Here is a 23740-nt window from a genome sequence, read left to right on the forward strand (position 1 = left end):
CCAGATTTCTGTTCAATATTTTATTGTGAAGTATTTTGCTGAATAAACTGTTCAAATGCAGGCAAGAAAGTCTCTTGAACAATAAATTTACAACCATGCCAAGTATAGCAACTTTGCCGCGTCCAGCCTTCTTCCAGCAAAATCACACGACGTTCACAATGTGGATTGGTTCGCTGAAACAAGAACCAGCCAATCGGCTTTTTGCCAATATGCTGAAAGATACGTGCACGAGATTGCAGACTTAAAATTGGAAAGATACTTTTTGCTTTCACCCAAGGCTGGACTTCACAGCCATATAAATAACTTTCACGCACCCACGAGGTATGCTGATGCGGCATGTTCATCCATTGGCTGTCTGCAAAACTTAAACGCAAAAAATGCTCTTGAATAGGCTGTACTTTAAATCGTCCATCCGCCAGATCTGTCAGCTGCTGCGTGAGTGAACCCGATGCATACAGCCATTCACGTAATCCAGCAGGAATCTGTTTATCCTGGCGTTTACATGCTCGCTTGTTTTGCATAAGTTCTCTGCTCGTTTAGGTTGATTAATTTTAATCTCATATATACATCATGTGAGCAATAGCCAGTATTAACCCAGCCATTCCTCTTCCCCCATCCTATCCAATCAAATGCGCTTAACAATTATCCGTCTTGGCAATCACTTCAAATTTGCCCTGCGCTGTCTTGATTAAAATCATCCCTTCAGCACTCAAATAAAAACTTTGCGGATAGGCATAATCCAGCGCCAACTCTGGATTTTTTAATCCCACAAATTCTGCCTACTTATAACCTTCCACGGTACGCCCTACTTCTAGATACGTCACGGCAGAAAAATTCATTTTAAAACCTTGCTCATGATCTTTAGGATCAATCCATGGATAAAAGCTGGTGTGTTTTTTACGTTGTGCCATAAATTTAAAGGCTGAGTCGTGGTTCATAATAGTGATGATACAAAAAAACCCGCTACTAGAGCGGGTTTTTTTACACTGAAATTCCGTTAAGAATTACAAGCTGTAGTACATGTCAAACTCAACTGGGTGAGTTGTCGTATTTAAACGGCGAACTTCTTCAGTTTTAACTTCGATATAGGCATCAAGCATATCTTTAGTGAACACGCCACCTTTCAACAGGTATTCATGATCCGCTTGAAGTGCTTCAAGTGCCATATCTAAGCTATGTGCAACTGTAGGAATTTTCGCTTCTTCTTCAGGAGGAAGATCATACAAGTTTTTGTCAGCAGCTTCACCTGGGTGAATCTTGTTTTGGATACCGTCAAGGCCAGCCATTAACAATGCCGCGAAACCTAAGTACGGGTTCATCATTGGATCTGGGAAACGTGCTTCAATACGTTTGCCTTTCGGACTAGAAACGTAAGGAATACGGATAGAAGCAGAACGGTTACGTGCTGAGTAAGCAAGCATAATCGGAGCTTCATAATGTGGCACTAAACGCTTGTACGAGTTAGTAGAAGGGTTAGTGATTGCATTCAATGAACGCGCATGCTTGATCACACCGCCAATGAAGTACAATGCCATTTCTGACAAGCCTGCATATTCATCACCAGCAAACAGGTTCTTGCCATCTTTAGCGATAGATATGTGAACGTGCATACCAGAACCGTTATCGCCAACCATTGGTTTAGGCATAAAGGTTGCTGTTTTAGCGTATTGGTGCGCAACATTCCAAACTGCATATTTGAACTGTTGAACTTCGTCTGCTTTACGCACCATGGTATTGAAGCTCACACCAATTTCTAACTGGCAAGATGCAACTTCGTGGTGATGTACTTCTACACGACCAGGGCCCATGATGTCTTCGATTTTTGCACACATTTCTGCACGCATATCATGTGAAGAATCCACAGGAGGAACTGGGAAGTAACCGCCTTTAACACGTGGACGGTGACCAGAGTTACCACCTTCATAGTCTTTGTTGGTTGACCATGCAGCTTCTTCAGCGATTAATGTATGGCGCGCGCCAGACATATCGATTTCCCATTTCACTTCGTCAAAAACGAAGAATTCTGGTTCTGGACCAAAGAATGCAGTATCACCGATACCCGTAGATTTTAAATACTCTTCTGCACGGCGAGCAATTGAACGTGGGTCACGGTCGTAACCTTGACCAGTTGAGGGCTCGATCACGTCACAGGTAACAACAACTGTTGCTTCAGCAAAGAACGGGTCAAGGAAGCATGTTTCAGCATCTGGACGTAAAATCATGTCAGATGCTTCGATGCCTTTCCAACCTTCGATTGAAGAACCATCAAACATTTTACCGTCTTCAAATGTATCTTCGTCAATCGTATCTGCTGGGTAAGTTACGTGTTGCTCTTTACCCTTAGTATCAGTAAAGCGAAAATCGACCCATTTTGCGCCACTTTCTTGGATGAGTTGAAGGACCTTGTTCGCCATGCTCATTGTGCTCCGATGATTTTTTGTTGCACCTGCTAAGTGCGTGTTAGTAGTTGGCATTTATTAAGCAATTCTCATACCAACTTTTAAAAACAAAGATAAAATATTGAATTCTTTATCAGAATAGAAGATTTAGATACTTTCGTTTGAGGCTATTATACTGTGTGCAAATGTAAATGCACCATATTCAAACACACTTCATTACTTTTGCTTAAAAAGCTACTTTCAGTGTACTAAAATGGTGCGAATTTATTTTTAAAAGTTGTAAAGAATCGTTTTTTATCTCTATTTGGCTTAATATTCATCGCTTGAGATTAAAATAAATACTTAAAAGTTATTTTTCAACCATGTTGATGATTTTATTGTTGAATATATCAACTGTTAAATCTAAACCACTCCGGTAAATTTCAATTTATAATCAAATTATCTGATTATTTTTTCAAGAATTTTACATTTAATCTGGTTTAACCCGTAATTTTTTTTATTCATTGCACAAACAAATGCTGTGCGCCATTTTGGTGATAAAGGTGAGATATTATTTCCTTCTATTTATATCCCTTTATGCATATGAAACATAGCTAGAATTTATCAATTTTAATACAAATAAAACTTACTTATAGTAAGTCTATTACTCAAATTTAATTTTATATATTTATTCATTGATTTCAAATCTTAAAAAGCCTGCATTTTATTCAAAAGTGGATTCAATAGTTGAACTAAACATCGATGAATTTCATTCAAGATAAAATGCAAATAAATCCGCTTATTCTCATGCGGTGATTCCTCTAAAATCATTATCATAGAAATAGTTCAGCAGAAAATGCTTATTTTTTGCTATGATTATTCGCACTCCATTTTTGACTTGTTTTTATTAGCCTCATTTATCTCAGGCGAGCTACTAACAAATAGCAATCATGCGAGTATTCCTGGACTATTCGAGCACATTTAAGTGCGTAATTTTCAATAGGTTAGCTCATGCTTTTAATGATCGACAATTATGACTCTTTTACCTACAACATCGTCCAATATTTTGGCGAGTTAAATCAAGACGTAAAAGTAGTCCGTAATGATGCCGTGACATTGGAAGATATCCAGCGATGGCAACCTCAGTATTTAGTGATTGGTCCTGGTCCTTGCTCGCCAAGTGAAGCAGGCATTTCAATTCCCGCGATTCAGCACTTTGCCGGCAAAATTCCATTGCTTGGTGTGTGTTTGGGTCATCAGGCCATTGGTCAAGCTTTTGGTGGCGATATTATTCGCGCAAAAAACGTCATGCACGGTCGTTTGTCCGATATGTATCACAGCAATAAAGGCATCTTCAGCAATCTGCCTTCTCCATTTTCGGCAACGCGCTATCATTCACTGGTGATTGATCAGGCGACTGTGCCAGATTGTTTAGAAGTAACCTGCTGGACCAATGAAGCCGATGGCAGCATGGAAGAAATCATGGGTGTAAAACATAAGACATTGGCCGTTGAAGGCGTGCAGTTTCACCCTGAATCAATTTTGAGCCAGCATGGTCATCAAATCTTCCAAAACTTTTTAGAAATTTATGCATAGTGAACACCATGAATATTCAACAAGCTTTAAATAACATTACCAAACAGATTCACCTGACTCAGCCGCAAATGGAAGATGTGATGCGCAGCATCATGTCCGGTGAAGCAACCGATGCTCAAATCGGTGCGCTGATGATGGGCTTACGCTTGAAAGGCGAAAGTATTGATGAAATTACTGCAGCCGCTCGTGTAATGCGTGAATTTGCGATTAAAATCGATGTCAGTGATATTCCCCATCTGGTCGATATTGTCGGTACTGGCGGTGATGGTCAAAACCTGTTTAATGTCTCTACGGCATCCAGTTTTGTGATTGCTGCTGCCGGTGCAACCATTGCCAAGCACGGTAATCGAGGCGTATCTTCAAAATCAGGTTCATCGGACTTGCTTGAAAAAGCAGGTATTAACCTGAACCTGAATATGCAGCAAACTGAACGTTGTATCCGTGAAATGGGTGTCGGCTTTTTATTTGCACCGAATCATCACAAAGCCATGAAATATGCTGTGGGTCCACGACAAGAACTGGGTATTCGCAGTATTTTCAACTTGCTTGGCCCACTGACCAATCCGGCTGGCGTACAACGTTTTGTACTGGGCGTATTCTCCAATGAACTGTGCCGCCCGATTGCCGAAGTCATGAAACAATTGGGTGCTGAACATGTCATGGTGGTGCATTCCAAAGACGGTTTGGATGAAATCAGTCTGGCATCTTCAACTTATGTCGCTGAACTGAAAGATGGTGAAATCACCGAATGGATGATTAGCCCTGAAGATGTCGATATTGAATCCCAAACTTTGACCGGTTTAATTGTGGAAGATTCAGCTGAAAGTCTGGCTTTAATTAAAGATGCTTTAGGCAAGAAAAAATCGGCAAAGGGTGAAAAAGCGGCCAATATGATTGCACTCAATGCAGGTGCAGGCATCTATGTATCGGGCTTAACCACCAGCTACAAACAAGGTGTGGCCCTTGCACATGACATTATTTACGGTGGACAAGCTTTAGAAAAAATGAGCGTTTTGTCTGAATTCACCAAAACCCTCAAAGAATATGAAGCTTAAGTCTATAAAGGAAATATTGTCATGTTAGATATCTCAAATACCATTTTAGGTAAAATTGTTGACCGCAAGCAGATAGAATTTGCTGCACGTTTAAAGCAACATAGCTTAAAGGATGTGGAAGAACTGGCGCAGACAGCAACGCCGGTACGTGGTTTCGCAAAATCTTTGCTTGGTAAACGTCCCGGTGTAATTGCTGAAATTAAAAAAGCATCACCGTCTAAAGGCGTGATTCGCGAAAATTTCAATCCGGCTGAAATTGCCCAGCAATATGAGCAAGCCGGGGCAGCCTGTTTGTCAGTACTGACTGATGTGGACTTTTTCCAAGGTGCGGACGAAAATATTGCCATTGCTCGTTCACATTGTACCCTTCCTGCTTTACGTAAGGATTTCCTGATTGATCCTTATGGTGTAATTGAAGCACGTGCCCTGCATGCAGACTGTATTCTTCTGATTGTGGCTTGTCTGTCTAACCAGCAACTGGAAGAAATGTCTAAAACCGCCTTTGAACATAATTTAGATGTCCTGGTTGAAGTGCATGATGAAGCTGAGCTTGAGCGTGCACTGAGACTTTCAGAGCGTTGTCTGTTAGGCGTGAATAACCGTAATTTAAAATCCTTTGATGTCGACTTAAATACATCTCTGCGTTTGAAGAAATTGCTTGAGCCCTCACGTTTACTGGTGACTGAAAGTGGTATAGCCACACCAAATGATGTCCACATGATGCAAGAACATGATATTCATGCCTTCCTTGTGGGTGAAAGTTTTATGAAACAGCCTCGTCCAGATCATGCATTTACCGCATTATTTGGTCAGCCTGAAACTGTTTAATGAATAATTAAGATTATGAGTAAACATGATTCTTCGCTTTCGAAAGATCAGTACAATTTACTGAAATCTTTTAAAAAGCAAATTACTAATCCGCATTCAACTGCTCTTGCTCAACAACCTGAGCCTAAAGCTCAGGCCCAGCAAGAACAGGAAGATGATTTCGATTTGTTCCAAAAATCGATGCAAGGTGTCAAAAAAATGGACACCAGTAATATTGCGCCGGTTGAAAAGAACAAAAAGAAAAAAATGGATGCACAAACCTTAGCCAAACGTGCTTCAGCCACGGGGCCAATGCAAATAGACAATGCAGAGCTTTCAGACACCCAAGCCATGCTGAACCCTGTTGCCAGTCAGGCCACATTAAGCTATCGCATTGGCACTTTACAGCATAAAGTTTTTGAAGATTTAAAAGCCGGTAATCTGCGCTGGTTTGAAGCGGTAGATCTGCATGGTTGTACAGTTGAAGATGCGCGATCTGCGGTGTTACAGATTATTCAAATGGCCAAAGATGAAAATCAGAATGTCATTAAGATTGTGCATGGCAAAGGGCCAGAAGCCATTTTAAAAACCTATGTCAATGGCTGGCTTCGTCAACACCGTGATGTGTTAGCATTTGTCAGTGCACCTGAAAAACAAGGTGGCACGGGTGCCGTTTTGGTTTTATTAAAACGCGCAGAAAAAAACCCTAAATTTAAACAGTAAGCGGAATTTTTCCCCAAAACAGGGCATTGTAGCGGTTTTCTGCTACAATGCCGTCCTTGTTCGATATCAGTGTAAGTGAACACGTCTTATGTCTATGCAGCAATCCTACGCCAACATTTTAACTGCAGTTGGTGAAGATCTTAATCGTCCTGGTCTTAAAGATACGCCAATGCGCGCTGCTAAAGCTTTTTCGTATTTAACGTCTGGATATAGCAAAACTTTAGAAGAAGTGACCAATAGTGCAGTCTTCCCTTCTGACAACCGTGAAATGGTTCTAGTCAAAAATATTGAATTCTATTCTTTATGCGAACACCATTTATTTCCTTTTTACGGTCGTGTGCATATTGCTTATTTACCTGAAGGGAATGTTTTAGGTTTATCTAAATTTGCCCGCATTACTGAAATGTTTGCGCGTCGTTTGCAAATTCAGGAAAACCTGACTCAGCAAATTGCTGAAGCGGTGGCTGAAGTCACTCAAGCACGCGGTGTTGCCGTAATGATTGATTCTGCACATATGTGTATGATGATGCGCGGTGTAGGAAAACAGGAATCCACTACACGTACGGTTTCTTTTATTGGAGATTTTAAAACCAATAAAGAAGAACGTCGTGAGTTTTTAAGTGCTTTACCTGAAAATTACTAAGTTTGAAAGATGCAAAAAAGCCCCGACGAACCGGGGCTTTTTTATGAAAACTTTTATATGTTTCGTTTACGCAACTCTTAACTTTAAGGATAAGTCATGTCATCTATTTGGTTAGCAGGTCACGGTTTGACTCAGACTCAGGCAACCATTGACTATCCTCGTCCTGAGCGTCTGGTTGCAGGCAAGCCTAAACGAATAACCCAAAGCTTATATACGCATCCCAATATGAACTGTGGCATCTGGAATTGTGAAGTGGGGGCATGGAAGATTCAATTTGCTGCCAACAAACAGGAATTCTTTCAGGTGATTGAAGGTCTGGTACGCTTACATGATGCCAAAACACAAAGTTTTGTCGAAATTAAAGCAGGTGAAGCGGGTATTATCCCGCCCGGTTTTACGGGTAAATTTGAAGTGCTTGCAGCGGTTAAAAAATATTTTGTCGTGGTGGAAGCCTAAAAGCTGTTTTTACCCCTAGATTATCTAGATTATACCGAGCACTTTGTTCACCCTGTATACAGTCAAAATGATGTTCCACGCTTAACGCTATTTACCCAAATAAACATTATTGCGCCCATTATTTTTTGCAGCATAAAGCGCTGAATCTGCAGCATCCAGGAAACGTTGATAATCGGGATGTCCATCGTAAAGTGAACAACCGATACTGACGGTAAAATTAAAACTACTGCCCGCAGCGGTACGAATAGGCGTTTTCTGAACACGTGTGCGGATATTTTCCGCAATTTCCTGCGCTCGGGTTAAATCACTATCTACCAGAAGCAACAAAAATTCTTCCCCACCCGCTCGGAATGCATAATCACTGCCCCTCACCGACTCCAGCAACACTTCACCAATAAACTGTAACGCCAAATCACCGGCTGCATGACCGTATTTGTCATTAATTCGTTTAAAGTAATCGGCATCAATTGCCAGCAAGGACAATGGCACATTATTTTTTCGAGAAAAATTAATCTCGCGGGAAATAATAGTATTTAAATAGCGGCGATTGAGCAGCTGAGTTAAAGAATCATTTCCTGAATCAATATATTCAGCCACCTGAAAAATCTGATCGACCAAATGCTGGATTTCTCTACTTTTCTCTCGTATATGTTGGATCAATTCAATGGTTTTATCTTTTTCCACACACGCTAAAACATTTTCATTTAACTGGTCAATCTCATAAATTCGCTCAATGATGACATCGACTTGCTCTGAACCTGTAAATGCATAGGCTGCTTTATGAATAAACCATAAACCAAACTCAGATTTCGATAATAAAGGATGCTTAAAATCGACCTTGTCTGAAAAAACTTTAAACATCAGCTCATTTTCCCAGTCCAGTAATGAGCTACGTTGCTTATCTTTTTGTACGGCTACATCTTGCATTGCTGAAAATAAACGGTAGGTATGCTTGATATCATTACTTTTTTCTATATTCACTTCATAAGAACGGCACATGATTTCAGACGCAAAACCCAGTACCTGAATAATATAATTGATAATAACGAGACTATTTTGCTGTACTTTACAGGATTGCAGATTAAATACTTTATTTTCAATCTCCCGCACACCACGCATGATCAGCCAGGAAGGAATCCCGATACGTGCATGAACTGTTCCCACCACCAGCTGTTTCTTTGAAATTTCTTCGAAGTTCTGCTGAAATGGTACATTAAAACAATCGACCAGCCATTGGTTCAAAGTCGCTTTTAAACGGTTTTGAACAAGATTATCCGAAAGAAAATAGGATGCTTCTTTTTCTCGCATAATATTTTTATAGAACTCATCCACCAAAGCAAGTGAATGCGCTTGAACAAATTGAAAAGTATCATTTAAATCAGTTGTAGAATAACCAGCACAAATCGATTTCCATTGCTCCGCCAGCATGGCAATACTCTCTGTATTCATACAATTGATCCAACAGCTTTAAAATTGAAAGGGAGATAATTAGTTTATAAATATAACAAATTTTCAAAAAAATTACTGCGTGATCTATTTTAAGTTCTATCTAAATAATGAGAGGACGAACAGAATCTGATCTTAAAAAAAGTTTATATATCCTAAGCTGACCTTATTCCAGTCTTTTCCATTCTGTTGTTGATATTCCCAACCCAGTCGAATCGCATTTTGCTGGTTCAACAAATATTGCCATTGGGTATTGAATTTCAACTGCCACTGGTGTGAATCTTCCCAATACGGCAATTCCACTTGAATTAAAGAATTAATTTTATCCGACCAAATATTCTGACAGCCTAGGGTTGGACCCATAGCCACACGCCAACCTTCATCCAATGCCTTGCCGGCTTGAATATGATTTTGCAGCTGCGCATAACATAAGTGCTCACGTGCCTGATCGGCATAGCTATAGCCCATTTGTACTTTTAAATTGGCAACTCCATGCTGCTCATGTTCACTAAACTTGCCACCCTGCTCTAACGCTTCTTGCTGCCAACCTAAATTAAAGCCCCAAGACAAAGGCATTTTAAAGGGTGAAACAGGATTGTAGGAATTGACTGTCATCAGATCCATTTGCTCAAATTTCAGCTCATCTTCACGGTACTGTATTGCAGTGTTTAAAAATAAAAGCTGTGTACCGGTACGAAAACCGCTCTGGGGATCTATCAGGTCATGATAGGCCTGCCTGTGTCCAAGCTCGATAAATTTTTCACCCTGCACTTCACCGGCCTGAATTGAAATATGACGTGCGTTATGACTCTGGGTCGGATCCGTTTTTGGACGCAGCGGCGACTTTCGCTGCTTTTCTATATCAAGCTGACTTCTTAAACCCAGTAACTGACGGAAACGAGACTGGGCAAAAGATTTATCGACTTTTTGTCTCAGAAAATCCAGATATAAATGGTCATAGGCCATCTCCAGAATTTTAGCCTGATCCTGCCCCGAAAACTTCTGTAGCGTTAAAGACTGTGTGTCTGTATTTGCGTATGCCACCTGATGGGCAGTTTTCGCCAAAGTTGTGCCGTGCTGTCTCGCTTGTGCCAACAATTGTGTTTCTAACGCAGGTCGATACATTTTTTCCTTGATCAGACCTTGCTGTTCGACAACTTTCAGGGTTTCTATGGGAATAGCAGCTGAATTGAACTGCGCTTGAAGATTTAGCTCGGGACGTGCCAGGTCAAAAAGCCCGAGCAAGCGGTAAGCACAGTTGTCACTGATAAAATAATACGGGAAACTGACCTTCTGCATTTCCCACAGATGTTGAACCAGAAATTGCGTTTCTTGCGGATTTAAATTTAGCTCATATTCCCATAAATCACGACTTTCAAAGTCACCATATTCTTTAACCTTACGATAATAAGGCATCAGGGAATATTCACCTGGGTATTGTCCAGTCAGGCCTTTCCAAGCAAAAGACCAGTTGTCATTACTGTTTACTGTGGCCGCATAGTTGACCGCATAGGAAATCAGGTTTAACTGCTGCTGATCTTTCGGATCCAGACGCAATAAGGTATGGCCAAACATGGAGCTGGGATTACCCATGAAATCTGTGGCATAGATTAAAGTCGCTTTATAAGGTTTAACCTGACCAATCCACTGGTCAAATTCGGGACAGCTCACCGCCGGTAATTGCTGTTCAGAGATATTCAGTTGCTGCATCAGCCAGTGACTGCGTGCCGGAAATTTACAGCGTATCGACTGATTGGGTTCTGCTACCGTAAATAAAGCCTGTATATTCTGCTGCATTTCCTTGTTAAGATCGGTTGAGCCCTGCTCGGCCAAAAAATAGCCTGCATAATTAACCTCGCTTTTACCCTGTGCATTCGCATACATAAGGCGTTGCCAAGTCCGGGCCTGATTCAGCTGTTTGCTCTCAGCCAGATCTAGATAGGTTTGGATTTCCGGTTTTATTTCGGCTGCATGACTTAAATGGACGCAGGTCAAACCAAGCAGTAAAAAGGCATATTTCATTCAGTAATCTTATTCTCTGCAATTCTTATATTTATAAGAAAACCCTGTCAGGGTGACAGGGTTTTCAGTCAACGGCTTAGATGTAGGATTTTAATACATCATCCTTCGCCATAACCGTTTGTAGAGAGGTTAATACTTGAAGAGTATCCTGATTTTTAGCTGAATAAATTTCAGAAAAATTCTGCTTGGATACCGCAAAGAAACGGGCTTTATCTTCAGCTTTAATATTGAGCAATTCAGCCAGCACATTCAGGCTTTCGCCTTCACCTACCGACATATCACGTGCGAGAGTTTCGGAATTTTCATTGGTAAAAGTGACCACCTGAGCGGTAACTCTTCCGCCTTGACTACATCCTAAAGTACCGAAAGTAATCCCGATCCATTGGTTAGTGAAAAGAACGTTGGTTGTTCCTGCCAGAAGTTTAGGAATGATGCCGGACTGACCTTCCCATACCTGACTACCTATACCACAACCGACATCATTATCGGCCATAGTCATACCTGAACCTGTGACCATTACCGCGGCCAGCATTATTTTTTTCAACATGCTTATTCTCCAATTATTCTCATGCAATCTTGTTATTACTCTAGTCATGTAATTTAAATTACACACTTATGAGATTAGCGGTAAGTCAAGTGCGGTGCAATGGAAAAAATGTATGCTTTAGCTAAAAATAAAGACTTGCTGTTCTAATGGGATTTAAGTGTCCAGTTACCTTCGGCATGACGCGTGCCTAAAATTTTCAGCACCAGTACCAGACTGAGCATTAACAGTAGATACCAGGAACCCAACTTGCCCCAACCGACCATATGCCAGGCATCGACCTGACTGGGATAGAGCCAGATTTTATAAAAGGTACTGATATTTTCTGCAATCCAGATAATAAACGCCAAAATCATCAGCACGGGTAACATAGGAAGCTGGATTTTATGCTGTTGCAACTGAAAGCGAATTTTGGTTTTCCAGAAAATGATGATGCTCCATGCAAATAGCAAATAGCGAATATCTGGTACGAAAAACTTGCTCATGAAATTAATATACGAAAATCCTGCCAAGGCCATCATGTTAAGAAAACTAGGAAGCTTTTCGAACGATACCTGATACAGCCTTAATGAGCGGACAAAAAAACTGCCTACTGCTGAATACATAAATCCAGCAAATAAAGGTACGGTCAAAATTTTGAATATTGCAGGTTGTGGATACTGCCATGAAGCAATGTGCGGATGAGTCAGGAAAACTTCCATGACCATCGCCATAAGATGAAACAAGGCAATGACTTTGACTTCCGACCATGATTCCAGCTTTAAATAGAGCAAGCACACTTGAATAATTAAGGCATAAAATAACAAATAGTCATAACGAAAAAAGCCGTAAAACTCTTGGCTTCCCATAGATGCGGTAATTACAAAAGCAATGAGGAGTAAAATCCCAAATAAGGCAGCCGAAGCTGCCTTAAATGAGAACTCAAAACATGATTTAACAAGACTGATCAAGGTTGAATCCTAAAAATGAGTTTACTCACATATACTTAAAGATATTTAGCGCTATATTCATGCACCGTATCAATAAATACTTTAGGATTTGCAGGATCAACCCATTGGGTAATACCATGACCTAAGTTGGCGATATAACCGGTTTTTTCACCACCTGCATAAGCATCATCCAGCATGGCTTTGGTGGCTTTTTCAATAGATGCCGGTGTGCCATACAAAGTAGCCGGATCCAGATTTCCTTGCAAAGCAGCACGGCCATTGACAGTTTGACGTGCCACATTCAATGGTGTAGTCCAATCCAAACCTAAGGCATCGGCACCGGTTGCTAACATTGGCTCAATCCATTGGCCGCCACCTTTAGTAAATAAAATCACCGGCACTTTACGACCTTCATTTTCACGTTTTAAACCTGCAACAATTTTCTGCATGTAGTTCAATGAAAATTCGATATATTCACGATGAGCCAACGCTCCACCCCAGCTGTCAAAAATCTGCACAGCTTGTGCACCGGCATCAATTTGCGCATTTAAATAATCAATTACGGCAATGGCCAAGCGATCAAGCAAGGCATGTAACACTTCCGGTTGGGCATACATCATCTGTTTGGTGTAACGAAAATCCTTACTTGATCCACCTTCAATCATATAGGTCGCAAGCGTCCAAGGACTGCCGGAAAAACCAATCAATGGCACTTGACCGCCTAATGCAGAACGAATGGTGGTTACAGCATTCATCACATAATCTAGATCAGATTTGGCATTAAAGTTGGGTAAATTCGCCACATCCTGTTCGGTACGAATGGTTTTATGGAACTTCGGCCCTTCACCCGCTTCAAAATACAGACCTAGCCCCAAAGCATCCGGCACAGTTAAAATATCTGAAAACAGAATGGCTGCGTCCAAGTCATAACGGCGCAAAGGTTGCAAAGTAACTTCACATGCAAAATCATTATTTTTACACAAGGAAAGAAAATCACCCGCTTTGGCACGTGTTGCGCGGTATTCAGGCAAATAACGCCCTGCTTGACGCATCATCCAAACTGGTGTGCTATCTACTGGTTCACGCAGCAAAGCACGTAGAAAACGATCGTTTTTTAGAGTCGTCATTTACTTTCCCATCTCATTTTTAATCTTCGAGCCATCATACCAAAAAGCCCGAAAATTTAGTAACTTCTCTCGCATCTAAAAAGTAATCATGGGAAATGTAAAATAATTTTTACACAAAACAAATACTGCATCTCCTCATTTTTTCTGCAATACTTGTGTAGTTTTATCAAATTGTTAATGAATAATTTTTAAGGTTGAATTCCATGTTCGTTCGCACATTGCTCGCTATGAGTTTAAGTTGCATTTTTGCGGGTACAACGTTTGCTGCATCTACTGCTGAACAGCCTTTAAATCCCAAAAAGATTGCTGATACTGCGGTTCAGGATCCGATTGACCCTCTTGCAACCGAGGCGGCATCAAGCGCTCAAAGCACTGAAACCCATATTACACAACAAGAACAGCAAGACTTGAATAAGGCTTCGAAAACCTTAGAAGATCTTAAACAAACTGAAGATGAAACTGCTGCAATCGGTACTGCACCAACAACAAAAACACCCAGCACGACAACTAATACCAGTGCTGCAGCTAAAGCATCATGGACACTGGATGGTCTGAATCAAGCTGAATGGTATGAAAATATTGGTAAGGGCCAGTTCCCGGTTTATGCACGCGCTCATGTCATGTTAAATAATGCCCATGCTTCACCAGGCGCGATTGATGGTTCAAGTGGTAAAAATACCCTCAAAGCAATTGCATCTTTTCAGCAAATCAGCGGTCTTAAACCTACAGGAACTTTGACCAAGGAAACATGGGATGCTTTAGTTGCTAAACAAGGTTCTAAACCTGCCTTTATTGAATACACCCTTAGCGATGCTGACTTGAAAGGCCCTTATGCCGCATCTATTCCACACGATTATGCATTACAGGCAAAAATGAAAGGCTTGTATTACACCCGTGTAACTGAAATGTTAGGTGAAAAGTTCCATATGGATGAAGACTTTTTGAAAAAGTTAAATCCTAAAGCAACCTTCAAAAAAGCCGGTGAGAAAATCATTGTTGCCAATATCCGCAACGAAGTGCCTGAAGATATTCATCTGATCGTTGCGCATAAAGGTGCAAAACAACTGTACTTATTTAACAGTCGTAACCAGATGATTGGTTCATTCCCTGCCACTATTGGTAGTTCAGATACTCCTTCTCCGACAGGTACTTATAAAGTGACTGGCGTAGCACCAAATCCTTGGTATAGCTACTCACCAAGTAACTTTGTGCAAGGTAAGAATACTAAACCGCTTTCTCTACCACCGGGTCCAAATGGTCCTGTTGGAAATATCTGGATTGGTTTAAGTAAAAAATCATTTGGTATTCACGGTACACCCAACCCGTCTGCAATTTCTAAAACTGCATCGCATGGTTGTATCCGTTTAACCAACTGGGATGCCAATGACTTAGGTAAAAAAGTGAAATCTGGCGTAACTGTTAAATTCCTAGAATAATCAAAATATTGATCATTCCAAAGCCTGCATTTATGTGGGCTTTTTTTTACAAAAAATAAAATGCTATTTATCTTAGAATTACCCATAATGTGATCTATTCTACATATTATAAATATTAACAAGAAAAAATAACCGTTGCATATATAGAATGATCTGTTGCTTTTATACTATTTTTATCACTTTTATAGCACGGTATTATCATTCTAATTTCAAATAATAAGGAGCATCAAAGATGAATGCTTTTTTACATCATGCTGAAAATCGAGGTCATGTTCAGGCGGGTTGGTTAGACACCAAGCATAGTTTTTCTTTTGGTAGCTGGTATAACCCCAAATACATGGGGGTCAGTGTGCTTCGCGTGATTAATGATGACACCATTGCTGCTCATAATGGTTTTGGCACCCATCCCCATGAAAATATGGAAATCTTAACCTGTGTATTGGATGGTACAATTTCGCATAAAGACAGTATGGGGAATGAACGTCATATTACTGCGGGTGAATGGCAACTCATGAGCGCAGGGACAGGAGTTCAACATAGCGAAATGAACAATGGCGACACTCCTGTGCATATGTTGCAAATCTGGATTCACCCGGATGTACAAGATGCAGAACCCAATTATCAGCAAATTCAGTGTAATCCGCATGAGCAACCAAATCAGTGGCACTTAATTGCTGGACCACACGATAATGCGGCCATGCATATTCGTCAACAAGCTGAAGTTAAAACGGCGGTGATTCAACAAGGTCAACGTTTGCCTGTTGAAGCCACTCAGCATATCAATTATGTGCATGTCATTTCAGGTAGTGTACAAATTGCTGAACATAAAGTTGAAGCTGGTAGTGCAATTGCATTTTTAGAAGCCAGTCAAATTGAAGCTTTGAAGGATGCTCAAGTGATCTGGTTTGATTTGCCTGAAGTGCAAGATTAAAGCTATTTTTATAAATTCCGATCCGAGATGATGATAATCAAGTAGTCATCTCGGCATGAGCAAACATAATAATAAAATTAAAAAATCACCTTTATAAGGATCCTTATATTTTCTCGCTTCTCTCTCCATATGTTAAATATAAATTAAACCAATTTCCCTCATATTTTTACTTAAAAAACCGCCTATTAAGCGAATATTAATCTAATCTATTTTTAAATAGCTCGATACAGCCTGAATTTAATGTATGTCTAATTCAAGTCATAGGACTCTAAATGATTGAATAACCTCTATAGTACTGAAATAGTTTTTAAATAATTAGAAGAGAAAATTCATATGAACCAAATTTTGAATAATGTAGAAACCGCTCAACATCAGGCCTTGCTTTTTTTATTGAATTATTTAAAACAAAAAGACTATCACTTTACGGCGATAACGCCTCTTTCACATCAGCGTATTCTTGACCGAAACAAGAACATAAAAGATATAACTCTTCGCGATATATTTGGCTGGAATTTAGCCTTTGCAGAAACTGACCTGGAATCTAGCCTTTTTACAATTTTAAAAGAAAATCAGCTTATTCATTTTCAAGAGGGTTATTGGTTCAGTAACGTCCGAGTAGCCTCACTAGAAGATCAATTGTTTATTCATTCCAGTTTTCCAACAGTTCAACAAAATGCAGTTTTTTTTGGACCAGATACTTATCGCTTTGTTTATCATTTAAAACAGTATTTGTCCGATAAACCTCAACCATTCAAACGAGGCCTGGAATTATGCTGCGGTACTTCTGCTGCTGCCATTAGTATGGCAAAACATTATCCAGACTTTAATGAAATAATGGTGGCAGATCTTAATCCGAAAGCATTGTCATATAGCAAAATTAATGCAAGTTTTGCAGATTTAAATAATATCACCCCAGTCTACAGCAATTTATTTTCAAATATTGAAGGACGGTTTGACCTTATTTTTGCCAATCCGCCTTATTTAATCGATGCAGATCAACGCCAATATCGTCATGGTGGGAATATGCTAGATGGCAATGAATTATCATTCAATATTGTAAAACAAGGTATGCAACGTCTTAATCCTCTCGGCTGTTTATTTTTATATACCGGTGTGGCAATAAGACCAAATGGCAATCCATTTTTAGAAGAATTAAAAAAACTGCTTACTCCTTATTCAAATATAAAATGGTCTTATGAAGAAATTGATCCCGATGTTTTTGGAGAAGAATTAGAGCAACCGGCTTATCAGCATATTGAACGGATTGCTTTGGTTTTGGTCATGCTTGAAATGAAAAGCTGAATACAGCTTCTGTAAAATTCTGAATACCATTTTTAATTGAGTTCTATTTTATCTAAACAGAATCAACCTAACATAAATCACATTAAATCTGGAATTATCTAAAATAAGGTATTTAAAAATATAAACTTAAATTGATATTTTTTTGCTTTTATAATCTGCGACTAAATAATTACGACAATTTCAAAAATAAAGTCGTCATATTTTTAGTCGGCTTTTGGCTAGAATATATTTGCTGGTATTTTAGATAAGCATATAGATGTTGTAGAGCATGCATCGGAGCTCATTAACTGCTCACCCTCACTGAGCGCGAAATTATTTTTTTAATATCTGGCTCTGCATCACAAACGATGCATTTCTATAGCTAAATACTAAATAAATCACTACAGTAGTCTTTAAACAATTCATCAATATCTTTAACTCTAAACTTATTTCGGAGAGCTTTAACTCGCGACCACATTTTTTCTATTGGATTTAAGTCAGGACTATATTTAGGAAGCCACACAATGTAATGCCCTGCGCAGCGTACCAATTCCTGAAGCCTTTTTCCTTTGTGAAAGGTGGCATTATCCATAATCAAAACACTGGTTTCTTTCAATTTCGGTAATAAATCCTGTTCAATCTAGCATTCAAATACCTCTGTGTTGACTGAACAATTAAATATTCCAACTGTCAGCAATCTGTTTTCGATCAATGTACCCATCGCATTGCTACAATTTTTCAACTGCCAGTTAAATTCACCTTTAGCTCGTGCTCCTTTAGGGCTATAACTATGCGATCGCGTACTTTCACTTTGAAAACCACTTTCATCTATATAAACCAGAGGTAATTGTTGTTCTAAACACTCAATTAAATTTTGAAATTGCCGGCGTTGATTTTGATCTGCCTTAGGATGATTTAACGTCTTTTTTTACGCGATATTCCTACGGCATGCAGTGCATTAAATATCGCATGGGTACTGACACCAAAACGTTCAGCCCGTTCACTAATATAATCATCGGGATATTGTTCAACATCTTTCAAGATTTACGCTTTGCTGATTTTAACTGGACGGCCAGGAATAAGTTTACTTACAGTAGACTTTTTCCAGTTCTGAATTGTCTGTATACAGACGTTAAAATGGTGTGCTGCTTTTCGCACAGACATTTTAGCTCTAGCCATAATTTCAATGACTTTGTCTTTAAAATCTTTTGAATATCCCATGCTTCTATTGTTCTATATTTTTCAGTATTTAGCTATAGATCAGGATAGGTTGATTCTGATTAAGGCGATGTTTAATTAAAAATTCTTGCGAATGCTTAACCAGTACTGATGATCATCACGATGGTCTAACTGACTTGGCGTATTCCCAATAGGGAATGCAACTTCGGCATTTGCCTGGACATTCCATACATTAGACCCATTTAAACCTAAACCGACACTAGTGATCTGTGCTGTGTTGGAACCGGTTAAACCTGACCATTTTTCCGCATTCAGCGTCACTTCTGCAGTATCGACAAACACTTTTGCGCCAATTTGATGCTGGGCATTGGTAAACAGCTTTGTCTTAACTCTGCTTGCGCATAATATCCCATTGACCCGGCAAACTGGCTCGATTTATAACATACCATGGGGTAGTAGAATCAAGCCAAATCGAGAGGTTTTCTCGATTAATTAAAGTTTGATTGTAGGAGGGCCAATTAGTTGTTCGATAGGTTTTAGGGGGCTTATTCATTTGTGAATTATATTGCTGAATAGTCCCTTCTGGACAGATTTGTGCAACAAAGCACTACATATCTATTTTATTACAATTGTTTAAATACCTTAAAGAATGTAGATATTTAATTAAAACTGCAAGTCAAGAAGTTGTGGAATAAATCTTGCTTATACATCTATAAGTTTAAACATATTTGTTTTCTCATTGGATTTATACTTTTTGAGTATGTAATTAGACTTTTATTCGCATTGCATAATCTTGAAATTGTACTCAATATAAAAGACAAAATTAGAAATGTTTAAATGGAATGAAATATTCCTTCTACCAGATAGCAGGACGCCATCTAGCGTAAGGACCGGAAATGACAAGTATTAATTATTATAAAACCATCTTTGACAAAGCTGGTGATGCGATTTTTGTTCATAACATAGCCAGTATCGATTTCATGGATGCCAATGAAGCAGCTGAAGCCTTGACGGGTTATAGCAAATCCGAATTAACCCAGATGAGTGTGGAAAAGATCAGTGCACATAGTCATGGTTTTGATTTTCAACATGCTTTAAGGAAAGTCCATCAGGCTGCTAGTCATGAAGCCATCACATTTGAGTGGCTCATTCAGACTCAAGATCTGCGTCATATCCCTGTTGAGGTGTGTCTGAAAATTGTGGAGATCGAGCAGCAGCCCAAAATGCTAGCGCTCGTCCGCAACATCAGTGAAATCAAGAAATACCAGTATCAGCTTCAATCTAAAGATCAATATTTTAAGATGTTGCTAGAAAACTCTGGAGATGGCATTGCGATTTTAGATACTCAAGGAAAATTGCTCTATGCCAGCCCTTCCCTTCAGCGTATTTTGGGATATCGTGACCGTTTTGTCCTCAATAAAAATGTTTTAAGCGTGATTCATCCCGATGATCGGATGGATGTAAGACAACTACTGTTTAAACAGCCAGCAGAAGATGATGTAGGAACAATCCATTATAAAATCCTGCACCACAATGGTAAGTGGTGCCATCATGAAGCGACTTTCAGAAATCTACTTGACCATCCTGACATTCAAGGAATTTTAATTAATTACCGAGATATTACTGAACGTATCGAAGCTGAAAATACAGCGCGGGCTCGAGAAAAACAATTGGGCCATATGTCACGCTGCAAAACGATGGGCGAACTTTCGACTGCATTGGCACATGAGTTGAATCAGCCTTTGGCGGCACTGAATAATTATGTCGGTGGGAGTATTATTCGTATCCAAAACGGTTTGGCGAATACCAAGGAAACCATTGATGCCCTGAATGCTGCATTAAATCAAACCCACCGCGTGAATGGTATTATTCACAGTATGCGTAGCTTCTTGAGAAAAGGTGAAGCAAATTTTAAAATCCATTCATTGAATCGTCTAATTCAGGATTTAAATCCGCTCATTAATCTCAAAGCAGATCAAGGCGGATGCACCATTCATTATGAATTGGGTGTGTCTCCAATGAGTATTTCTGCTGATGAGACATTATTCAGTCAAGTTATTATCAATCTGGTCTTTAATGCTGTCGATGCATTACAAAAAAATCCTGAAGGTCAGCGCGATATTTTTATCCGTACTTGGCAGCACCATCAACACGCAAGAATTGCGATCGCTGATAATGGTCCAGGACTACAAGGACAAAATCCTGAACAGTTATTTGAATCATTTTATTCAAGTAAAACAGACAGTATGGGCATAGGATTAACCTTGTCTCGCAGCATCATCGAAAACCATCAAGGTTATTTATGGGTTTGTGAAGGCGAATCAGGCGCCATCTTCAATATTTCTTTGGCAGCACAGGAGCGTGCAAAATGTATATGACCAATCCGCATGTCGCAGAACCAATCGTATATGTCATTGATGACGACCAAGACATTTGTAACTCTTTAACCTGGCTTTTGGAGTCTGTTCAACTCGAGGCCAAAACATTCAACAGCGCGACGGAGTTTTTAAGCTATCAACGTCCCCATACGCCTGCCTGTTTGATTCTGGATATGCGGATGCGTGGGATGAGCGGCTTACAGTTACAGCAGCAGCTGAATCAGCAAAAGATCAGTATACCGATTATCTTTATGACCGGTCATGGCGATATTCCGATGTCCGTCAATGCCATGAAGGCGGGTGCATTCGATTTTTTGGAAAAGCCGTTTAACCCGCAGCATATGCTCAATCAAATCCAATCCTGTTTACAGCAGGCAGAAGTTGATTTTTTAGCCGCTGAAAAACGTGAACTACAAAAATCTAAATTGAAATCCCTGTCCCCACGTGAGAATGAAATCATTAATTTGTTGGTCGATGGCTTATCGAGTAAACATATTGCTCAAATGCTGAATATCAGCCATAAAACTGTCGAGATTCATCGCACGCATATCCGACAAAAACTAGGCACCGAGTCAATTGCGCAGATCGTCAATATGGTGTTGATGTGTCGAGATAAAACTTTGCAAGCGATGGTTTAAAACCGTCACCTGCAAGCTAAATACAGATTAAGATTTAGAAGAAACGATCGAAGTGAACTTGCTGCTGCGGAATTCCTGCTTGATGTGCCATCTGTTCAATGGATTTCACCATCGGCGGTGGGCCCGCACAGTAAATTTCGTGTTCAAGCAGTTGAGCACCGATAACATCATGAATCACGTCATGAATAAAACCGGAACGAATCCCATCAATTAGCTCGGATGAGGTTGCAGGGATATAGTTCAGGCGTGCACCAAGTTCAGTCCACTCACGCATTTGTGCTTCGGTCAGCAAATCGCGTTGTTCACGTCCACCATGGAAGAACCAGACTTTTTGATGCTGTAAATGTGGATTGACTGCGACACCACGCGCGATCGCCAGCATAGGTGCCAGACCTGATCCTCCTGCAACGCAAATAATCGGACGTGGCTGCTCTTGTAAATATGCTAAGCCATAGGGACCATCAATTTGAATAACTGCATTTTTACGTTCCTGTTCATCAAACAGTAGGTTGGTCATCTTGCCATCCGGCACACGTCGAATCTGAAAGACCCACAGCCCTTCGTCATTGGGTAAATTGGACATCGAATAGGCGCGCAGCAATTCCTGATTGACCCAAAGCAAGGCGTATTGACCCGGAATAAACTGCGCAGGCGTATCTGCCTGTAAATGGACTTCCAGAATATCATGGGTAATTGGCACTACATTCTTCAAAGTTACTGCTTGCTGTTTTGGCAAGATTTTCGGTATACATTGCTCATCTAAGCGAACTTTGATCACACAGTCAGACTTTGGGCGGCATTGGCATGCCAATACACGACCCTTACGTTTATCACGATCTGATAAGCCCGGTGCATCTACCCACAGATTTTCAATCTCACCAGAAAGCACTTCTATTTTACAGGTGCCACAGCCGCCTGCATTGCATTCATAAGGTAAGCCTAAACCTTCACGCAAGCCGCCACGGAGTAACACGTCATCGGATGCACATTGAAATTGCCCCTGTCCTTCAATTTGAATTTTATGCATAGGGCGTTACTCCACCAAATAGACCTGACCATTGCGCACAATGGACTGGTAGGTTTTGAGTGGAATACTGCATGGTGCACCACACGGCTCGCCGGTTTTAATATCGAATGCACCGGCATGGAAGGGACACTCCACTTCACAGCCATCAATTTCACCATCGGCTAAACGATTCACTGTTTGAGCAGGTGTCTTAACATCTAAACCTGCAAGTAATACTGCATGACGTGCAATATTACGGCTGTCCTCACCTGCTTGGTTCGAATTTCCGAAAATCACATCATCAATAGAATCTTTAGATAAATTATTTTTTTCAATCAAAGCTTTAATGACTAAAGCAGCCAAATCATCAGGGCGAACTTTTGCAAGGACTCCTCCATGTTTTCCAAAAGCAGATCTTAATCCATCATATATATATGCATTTAACATTTAGCCTTCCTTTAGCTAGGGATTTAATAAAGATAAATTTAAAAATTATGTAGATTTTGTTGATAACGTAATTAATACTTTTGTCTAAAAATCAATCTTCCGCTGGGATTATATTTTTAAAAGCATCACGACTGATTAATGCTGCATACCACCGTTCTATTGTGGGAAAATTATGATTTTTTTTCACCTTGATTTTATTCCAGCTATGAAAATAACTTCCCAATGCTATGTCAGCCACTGAAAAATCTTCTCCTGCAATCATCTTGTTATATTTAAGATGTTCATTTAGCAATTCTAATTTTTGCTCAAATACCAAAATTGCGTTGGATAATACATCTACATTTTGTTGATCTTTTGGAAGCTTGAGTTGCAACATGATGGTTCTAAAATTTGGAACAAGAGTACTCAAACACCAATCCATCCATTTTTCAGCAGAGTAGCGAATTTCTATATCAGATAAATAAATTGATTGCTTTCCGTATTTCTCTACTAGAAATCGGAGAATTGTATTTGACTCCCAAAGTAAAAAGTTATTATCTTTTAAACATGGTACTAAAGCATTAGGATTCATATTTAAGTATTCACTACTTGTAATCAACCCATATTGACCACCTGCCAAAATATGCTCAAATGGTAAATTTAATTCATGCAAACACCAAATAACTTTACGGACATTGGTGGAATCTGGACGTCCCCAAACTGTAATCAAAGCACACCT

The 23740-nt window shown here is 39.8% G+C and carries 23 protein-coding genes and 4 pseudogenes; 11 read left to right on the forward strand and 16 right to left on the reverse strand.

What is annotated here, in order from left to right:
* Window positions 1-20 precede the first annotated feature (20 nt).
* From AY606_RS10235 to glnA, 3 genes and pseudogenes are all read right to left on the reverse strand, one after another.
* Complete coding sequence (locus AY606_RS10235) at window positions 21-521, reverse strand: chorismate--pyruvate lyase family protein (RefSeq protein ID WP_067867886.1); 501 nt, start codon at window positions 519-521, stop codon at window positions 21-23.
* Between the two features lie 114 nt (window positions 522-635).
* Window positions 636-911: pseudogene (locus AY606_RS10240) on the reverse strand (hypothetical protein).
* A gap of 93 nt (window positions 912-1004) precedes the next feature.
* On the reverse strand, window positions 1005-2420 hold the full coding sequence (glnA, locus tag AY606_RS10245) for a type I glutamate--ammonia ligase (RefSeq protein ID WP_171255390.1): 1416 nt from the start codon (window positions 2418-2420) through the stop codon (window positions 1005-1007).
* 969 nt (window positions 2421-3389) lie between these two features.
* Between glnA and AY606_RS10250 the strand changes: the two genes are divergently transcribed.
* The 6 genes from AY606_RS10250 (at window position 3390) to AY606_RS10275 (ending at window position 7658) form a co-directional block, all read left to right on the forward strand.
* The gene (locus AY606_RS10250) at window positions 3390-3974 is read left to right on the forward strand and encodes an anthranilate synthase component II (protein WP_067867892.1); all 585 of its coding nucleotides are present in this window, start codon (window positions 3390-3392) and stop codon (window positions 3972-3974) included.
* Window positions 3975-3982: 8 nt separating this feature from the next.
* Window positions 3983-5029: an anthranilate phosphoribosyltransferase gene (gene trpD / locus AY606_RS10255; protein WP_067867894.1), complete on the forward strand. Its 1047-nt coding sequence runs from the start codon at window positions 3983-3985 to the stop codon at window positions 5027-5029.
* A 21-nt stretch (window positions 5030-5050) separates the two neighbouring features.
* On the forward strand, window positions 5051-5857 hold the full coding sequence (gene trpC, locus AY606_RS10260; RefSeq protein WP_067867898.1) for an indole-3-glycerol phosphate synthase TrpC: 807 nt from the start codon (window positions 5051-5053) through the stop codon (window positions 5855-5857).
* Window positions 5858-5872: 15 nt separating this feature from the next.
* Window positions 5873-6559 (forward strand): Smr/MutS family protein, encoded by a 687-nt coding sequence (locus AY606_RS10265; protein ID WP_067867903.1) that lies wholly within the window; start codon window positions 5873-5875, stop codon window positions 6557-6559.
* A gap of 94 nt (window positions 6560-6653) precedes the next feature.
* Complete coding sequence (gene folE, locus AY606_RS10270) at window positions 6654-7202, forward strand: GTP cyclohydrolase I FolE (RefSeq protein ID WP_171255394.1); 549 nt, start codon at window positions 6654-6656, stop codon at window positions 7200-7202.
* Between the two features lie 96 nt (window positions 7203-7298).
* Window positions 7299-7658: a cupin domain-containing protein gene (locus AY606_RS10275; protein ID WP_067867908.1), complete on the forward strand. Its 360-nt coding sequence runs from the start codon at window positions 7299-7301 to the stop codon at window positions 7656-7658.
* Window positions 7659-7745: 87 nt separating this feature from the next.
* Here AY606_RS10275 and AY606_RS10280 read toward each other — a convergent pair whose 3' ends face one another.
* The 5 genes from AY606_RS10280 to hemE form a co-directional block, all read right to left on the reverse strand.
* Window positions 7746-9107 (reverse strand): diguanylate cyclase, encoded by a 1362-nt coding sequence (locus AY606_RS10280; protein ID WP_067867911.1) that lies wholly within the window; start codon window positions 9105-9107, stop codon window positions 7746-7748.
* A gap of 132 nt (window positions 9108-9239) precedes the next feature.
* Entirely contained in the window at window positions 9240-11126 is a 1887-nt protein-coding gene (locus tag AY606_RS10285) for an Lnb N-terminal periplasmic domain-containing protein (protein ID WP_067867914.1), read from the reverse strand.
* Between the two features lie 76 nt (window positions 11127-11202).
* Window positions 11203-11673, reverse strand: coding sequence for a DUF3015 family protein (locus AY606_RS10290; protein WP_067867917.1), 471 nt, complete (start codon window positions 11671-11673; stop codon window positions 11203-11205).
* A 143-nt stretch (window positions 11674-11816) separates the two neighbouring features.
* Window positions 11817-12617 (reverse strand): DUF817 family protein, encoded by an 801-nt coding sequence (locus AY606_RS10295; protein WP_249409246.1) that lies wholly within the window; start codon window positions 12615-12617, stop codon window positions 11817-11819.
* Between the two features lie 38 nt (window positions 12618-12655).
* Complete coding sequence (gene hemE, locus AY606_RS10300) at window positions 12656-13726, reverse strand: uroporphyrinogen decarboxylase (protein WP_067867924.1); 1071 nt, start codon at window positions 13724-13726, stop codon at window positions 12656-12658.
* A gap of 203 nt (window positions 13727-13929) precedes the next feature.
* Between hemE and AY606_RS10305 the strand changes: the two genes are divergently transcribed.
* The 3 genes from AY606_RS10305 to AY606_RS10315 all read left to right on the forward strand — a co-directional run bounded on the left by AY606_RS10305 (window position 13930) and on the right by AY606_RS10315 (window position 17395).
* Window positions 13930-15162: a L,D-transpeptidase family protein gene (locus AY606_RS10305; protein WP_067867927.1), complete on the forward strand. Its 1233-nt coding sequence runs from the start codon at window positions 13930-13932 to the stop codon at window positions 15160-15162.
* Between the two features lie 232 nt (window positions 15163-15394).
* Window positions 15395-16093: a pirin family protein gene (locus AY606_RS10310; protein ID WP_067867930.1), complete on the forward strand. Its 699-nt coding sequence runs from the start codon at window positions 15395-15397 to the stop codon at window positions 16091-16093.
* 333 nt (window positions 16094-16426) lie between these two features.
* Window positions 16427-17395, forward strand: coding sequence for a methyltransferase (locus AY606_RS10315; protein ID WP_067867932.1), 969 nt, complete (start codon window positions 16427-16429; stop codon window positions 17393-17395).
* 361 nt (window positions 17396-17756) lie between these two features.
* On the opposite strand, the pseudogene AY606_RS16885 reads toward AY606_RS10315, so the two are convergent.
* From AY606_RS16885 to AY606_RS16145, 4 genes and pseudogenes are all read right to left on the reverse strand, one after another.
* A pseudogene (locus AY606_RS16885) lies at window positions 17757-18242 on the reverse strand (transposase).
* 47 nt (window positions 18243-18289) lie between these two features.
* Window positions 18290-18415 (reverse strand): IS630 transposase-related protein, encoded by a 126-nt coding sequence (locus AY606_RS16625; protein WP_249409242.1) that lies wholly within the window; start codon window positions 18413-18415, stop codon window positions 18290-18292.
* 255 nt (window positions 18416-18670) lie between these two features.
* Window positions 18671-18895 (reverse strand): hypothetical protein, encoded by a 225-nt coding sequence (locus AY606_RS10330; protein WP_067867938.1) that lies wholly within the window; start codon window positions 18893-18895, stop codon window positions 18671-18673.
* Window positions 18896-18995: 100 nt separating this feature from the next.
* Window positions 18996-19106, reverse strand: a pseudogene (locus tag AY606_RS16145) (IS5/IS1182 family transposase); the annotation flags it as partial.
* Window positions 19107-19449: 343 nt separating this feature from the next.
* Here AY606_RS16145 and AY606_RS15830 point away from each other — a divergent pair.
* Both AY606_RS15830 and AY606_RS10340 read left to right on the forward strand, forming a co-directional pair.
* A complete protein-coding gene (locus AY606_RS15830) occupies window positions 19450-20931 on the forward strand; it encodes a PAS domain S-box protein (protein ID WP_081408394.1) in 1482 nt (493 codons plus the stop codon).
* Entirely contained in the window at window positions 20922-21569 is a 648-nt protein-coding gene (locus AY606_RS10340) for a response regulator transcription factor (RefSeq protein ID WP_249409243.1), read from the forward strand. Before AY606_RS15830 ends, AY606_RS10340 begins: the two co-directional genes overlap by 10 nt.
* Before the next feature lie 34 nt (window positions 21570-21603).
* On the opposite strand, the gene AY606_RS10345 is transcribed toward AY606_RS10340, so the two are convergent.
* The 4 genes and pseudogenes from AY606_RS10345 to AY606_RS10355 all read right to left on the reverse strand — a co-directional run bounded on the left by AY606_RS10345 (window position 21604) and on the right by AY606_RS10355 (window position 23731).
* Window positions 21604-22596, reverse strand: coding sequence for a 2Fe-2S iron-sulfur cluster-binding protein (locus AY606_RS10345; protein WP_067867941.1), 993 nt, complete (start codon window positions 22594-22596; stop codon window positions 21604-21606).
* A gap of 6 nt (window positions 22597-22602) precedes the next feature.
* Window positions 22603-22770 (reverse strand): Rieske 2Fe-2S domain-containing protein, encoded by a 168-nt coding sequence (locus tag AY606_RS16770; RefSeq protein ID WP_283234617.1) that lies wholly within the window; start codon window positions 22768-22770, stop codon window positions 22603-22605.
* Window positions 22759-23022, reverse strand: a pseudogene (locus AY606_RS16400) (thiolase family protein); the annotation flags it as partial. The gene AY606_RS16770 and the pseudogene AY606_RS16400, both read right to left, overlap by 12 nt.
* 91 nt (window positions 23023-23113) lie before the next feature.
* Complete coding sequence (locus tag AY606_RS10355) at window positions 23114-23731, reverse strand: glutathione S-transferase family protein (protein WP_067867947.1); 618 nt, start codon at window positions 23729-23731, stop codon at window positions 23114-23116.
* Window positions 23732-23740 lie beyond the last annotated feature (9 nt).

Source organism: Acinetobacter sp. SFB (assembly GCF_001647545.1).
Lineage (GTDB): Bacteria > Pseudomonadota > Gammaproteobacteria > Pseudomonadales > Moraxellaceae > Acinetobacter.

Bases quoted from the DNA above. Each gene is read 5' to 3' on its own strand.
- AY606_RS10235 (WP_067867886.1), bottom strand. From the start codon at position 521: ATGCAAAACAAGCGAGCATGTAAACGCCAGGATAAACAGATTCCTGCT.
- glnA (WP_171255390.1), bottom strand. From the start codon at position 2,420: ATGAGCATGGCGAACAAGGTCCTTCAACTCATCCAAGAAAGTGGCGCA.
- AY606_RS10250 (WP_067867892.1), top strand. From the start codon at position 3,390: ATGCTTTTAATGATCGACAATTATGACTCTTTTACCTACAACATCGTC.
- trpD (WP_067867894.1), top strand. From the start codon at position 3,983: ATGAATATTCAACAAGCTTTAAATAACATTACCAAACAGATTCACCTG.
- trpC (WP_067867898.1), top strand. From the start codon at position 5,051: ATGTTAGATATCTCAAATACCATTTTAGGTAAAATTGTTGACCGCAAG.
- AY606_RS10265 (WP_067867903.1), top strand. From the start codon at position 5,873: ATGAGTAAACATGATTCTTCGCTTTCGAAAGATCAGTACAATTTACTG.
- folE (WP_171255394.1), top strand. From the start codon at position 6,654: ATGCAGCAATCCTACGCCAACATTTTAACTGCAGTTGGTGAAGATCTT.
- AY606_RS10275 (WP_067867908.1), top strand. From the start codon at position 7,299: ATGTCATCTATTTGGTTAGCAGGTCACGGTTTGACTCAGACTCAGGCA.
- AY606_RS10280 (WP_067867911.1), bottom strand. From the start codon at position 9,107: ATGAATACAGAGAGTATTGCCATGCTGGCGGAGCAATGGAAATCGATT.
- AY606_RS10285 (WP_067867914.1), bottom strand. From the start codon at position 11,126: ATGAAATATGCCTTTTTACTGCTTGGTTTGACCTGCGTCCATTTAAGT.
- AY606_RS10290 (WP_067867917.1), bottom strand. From the start codon at position 11,673: ATGTTGAAAAAAATAATGCTGGCCGCGGTAATGGTCACAGGTTCAGGT.
- hemE (WP_067867924.1), bottom strand. From the start codon at position 13,726: ATGACGACTCTAAAAAACGATCGTTTTCTACGTGCTTTGCTGCGTGAA.
- AY606_RS10305 (WP_067867927.1), top strand. From the start codon at position 13,930: ATGTTCGTTCGCACATTGCTCGCTATGAGTTTAAGTTGCATTTTTGCG.
- AY606_RS10310 (WP_067867930.1), top strand. From the start codon at position 15,395: ATGAATGCTTTTTTACATCATGCTGAAAATCGAGGTCATGTTCAGGCG.
- AY606_RS10315 (WP_067867932.1), top strand. From the start codon at position 16,427: ATGAACCAAATTTTGAATAATGTAGAAACCGCTCAACATCAGGCCTTG.
- AY606_RS15830 (WP_081408394.1), top strand. From the start codon at position 19,450: ATGACAAGTATTAATTATTATAAAACCATCTTTGACAAAGCTGGTGAT.
- AY606_RS10340 (WP_249409243.1), top strand. From the start codon at position 20,922: ATGTATATGACCAATCCGCATGTCGCAGAACCAATCGTATATGTCATT.
- AY606_RS10345 (WP_067867941.1), bottom strand. From the start codon at position 22,596: ATGCATAAAATTCAAATTGAAGGACAGGGGCAATTTCAATGTGCATCC.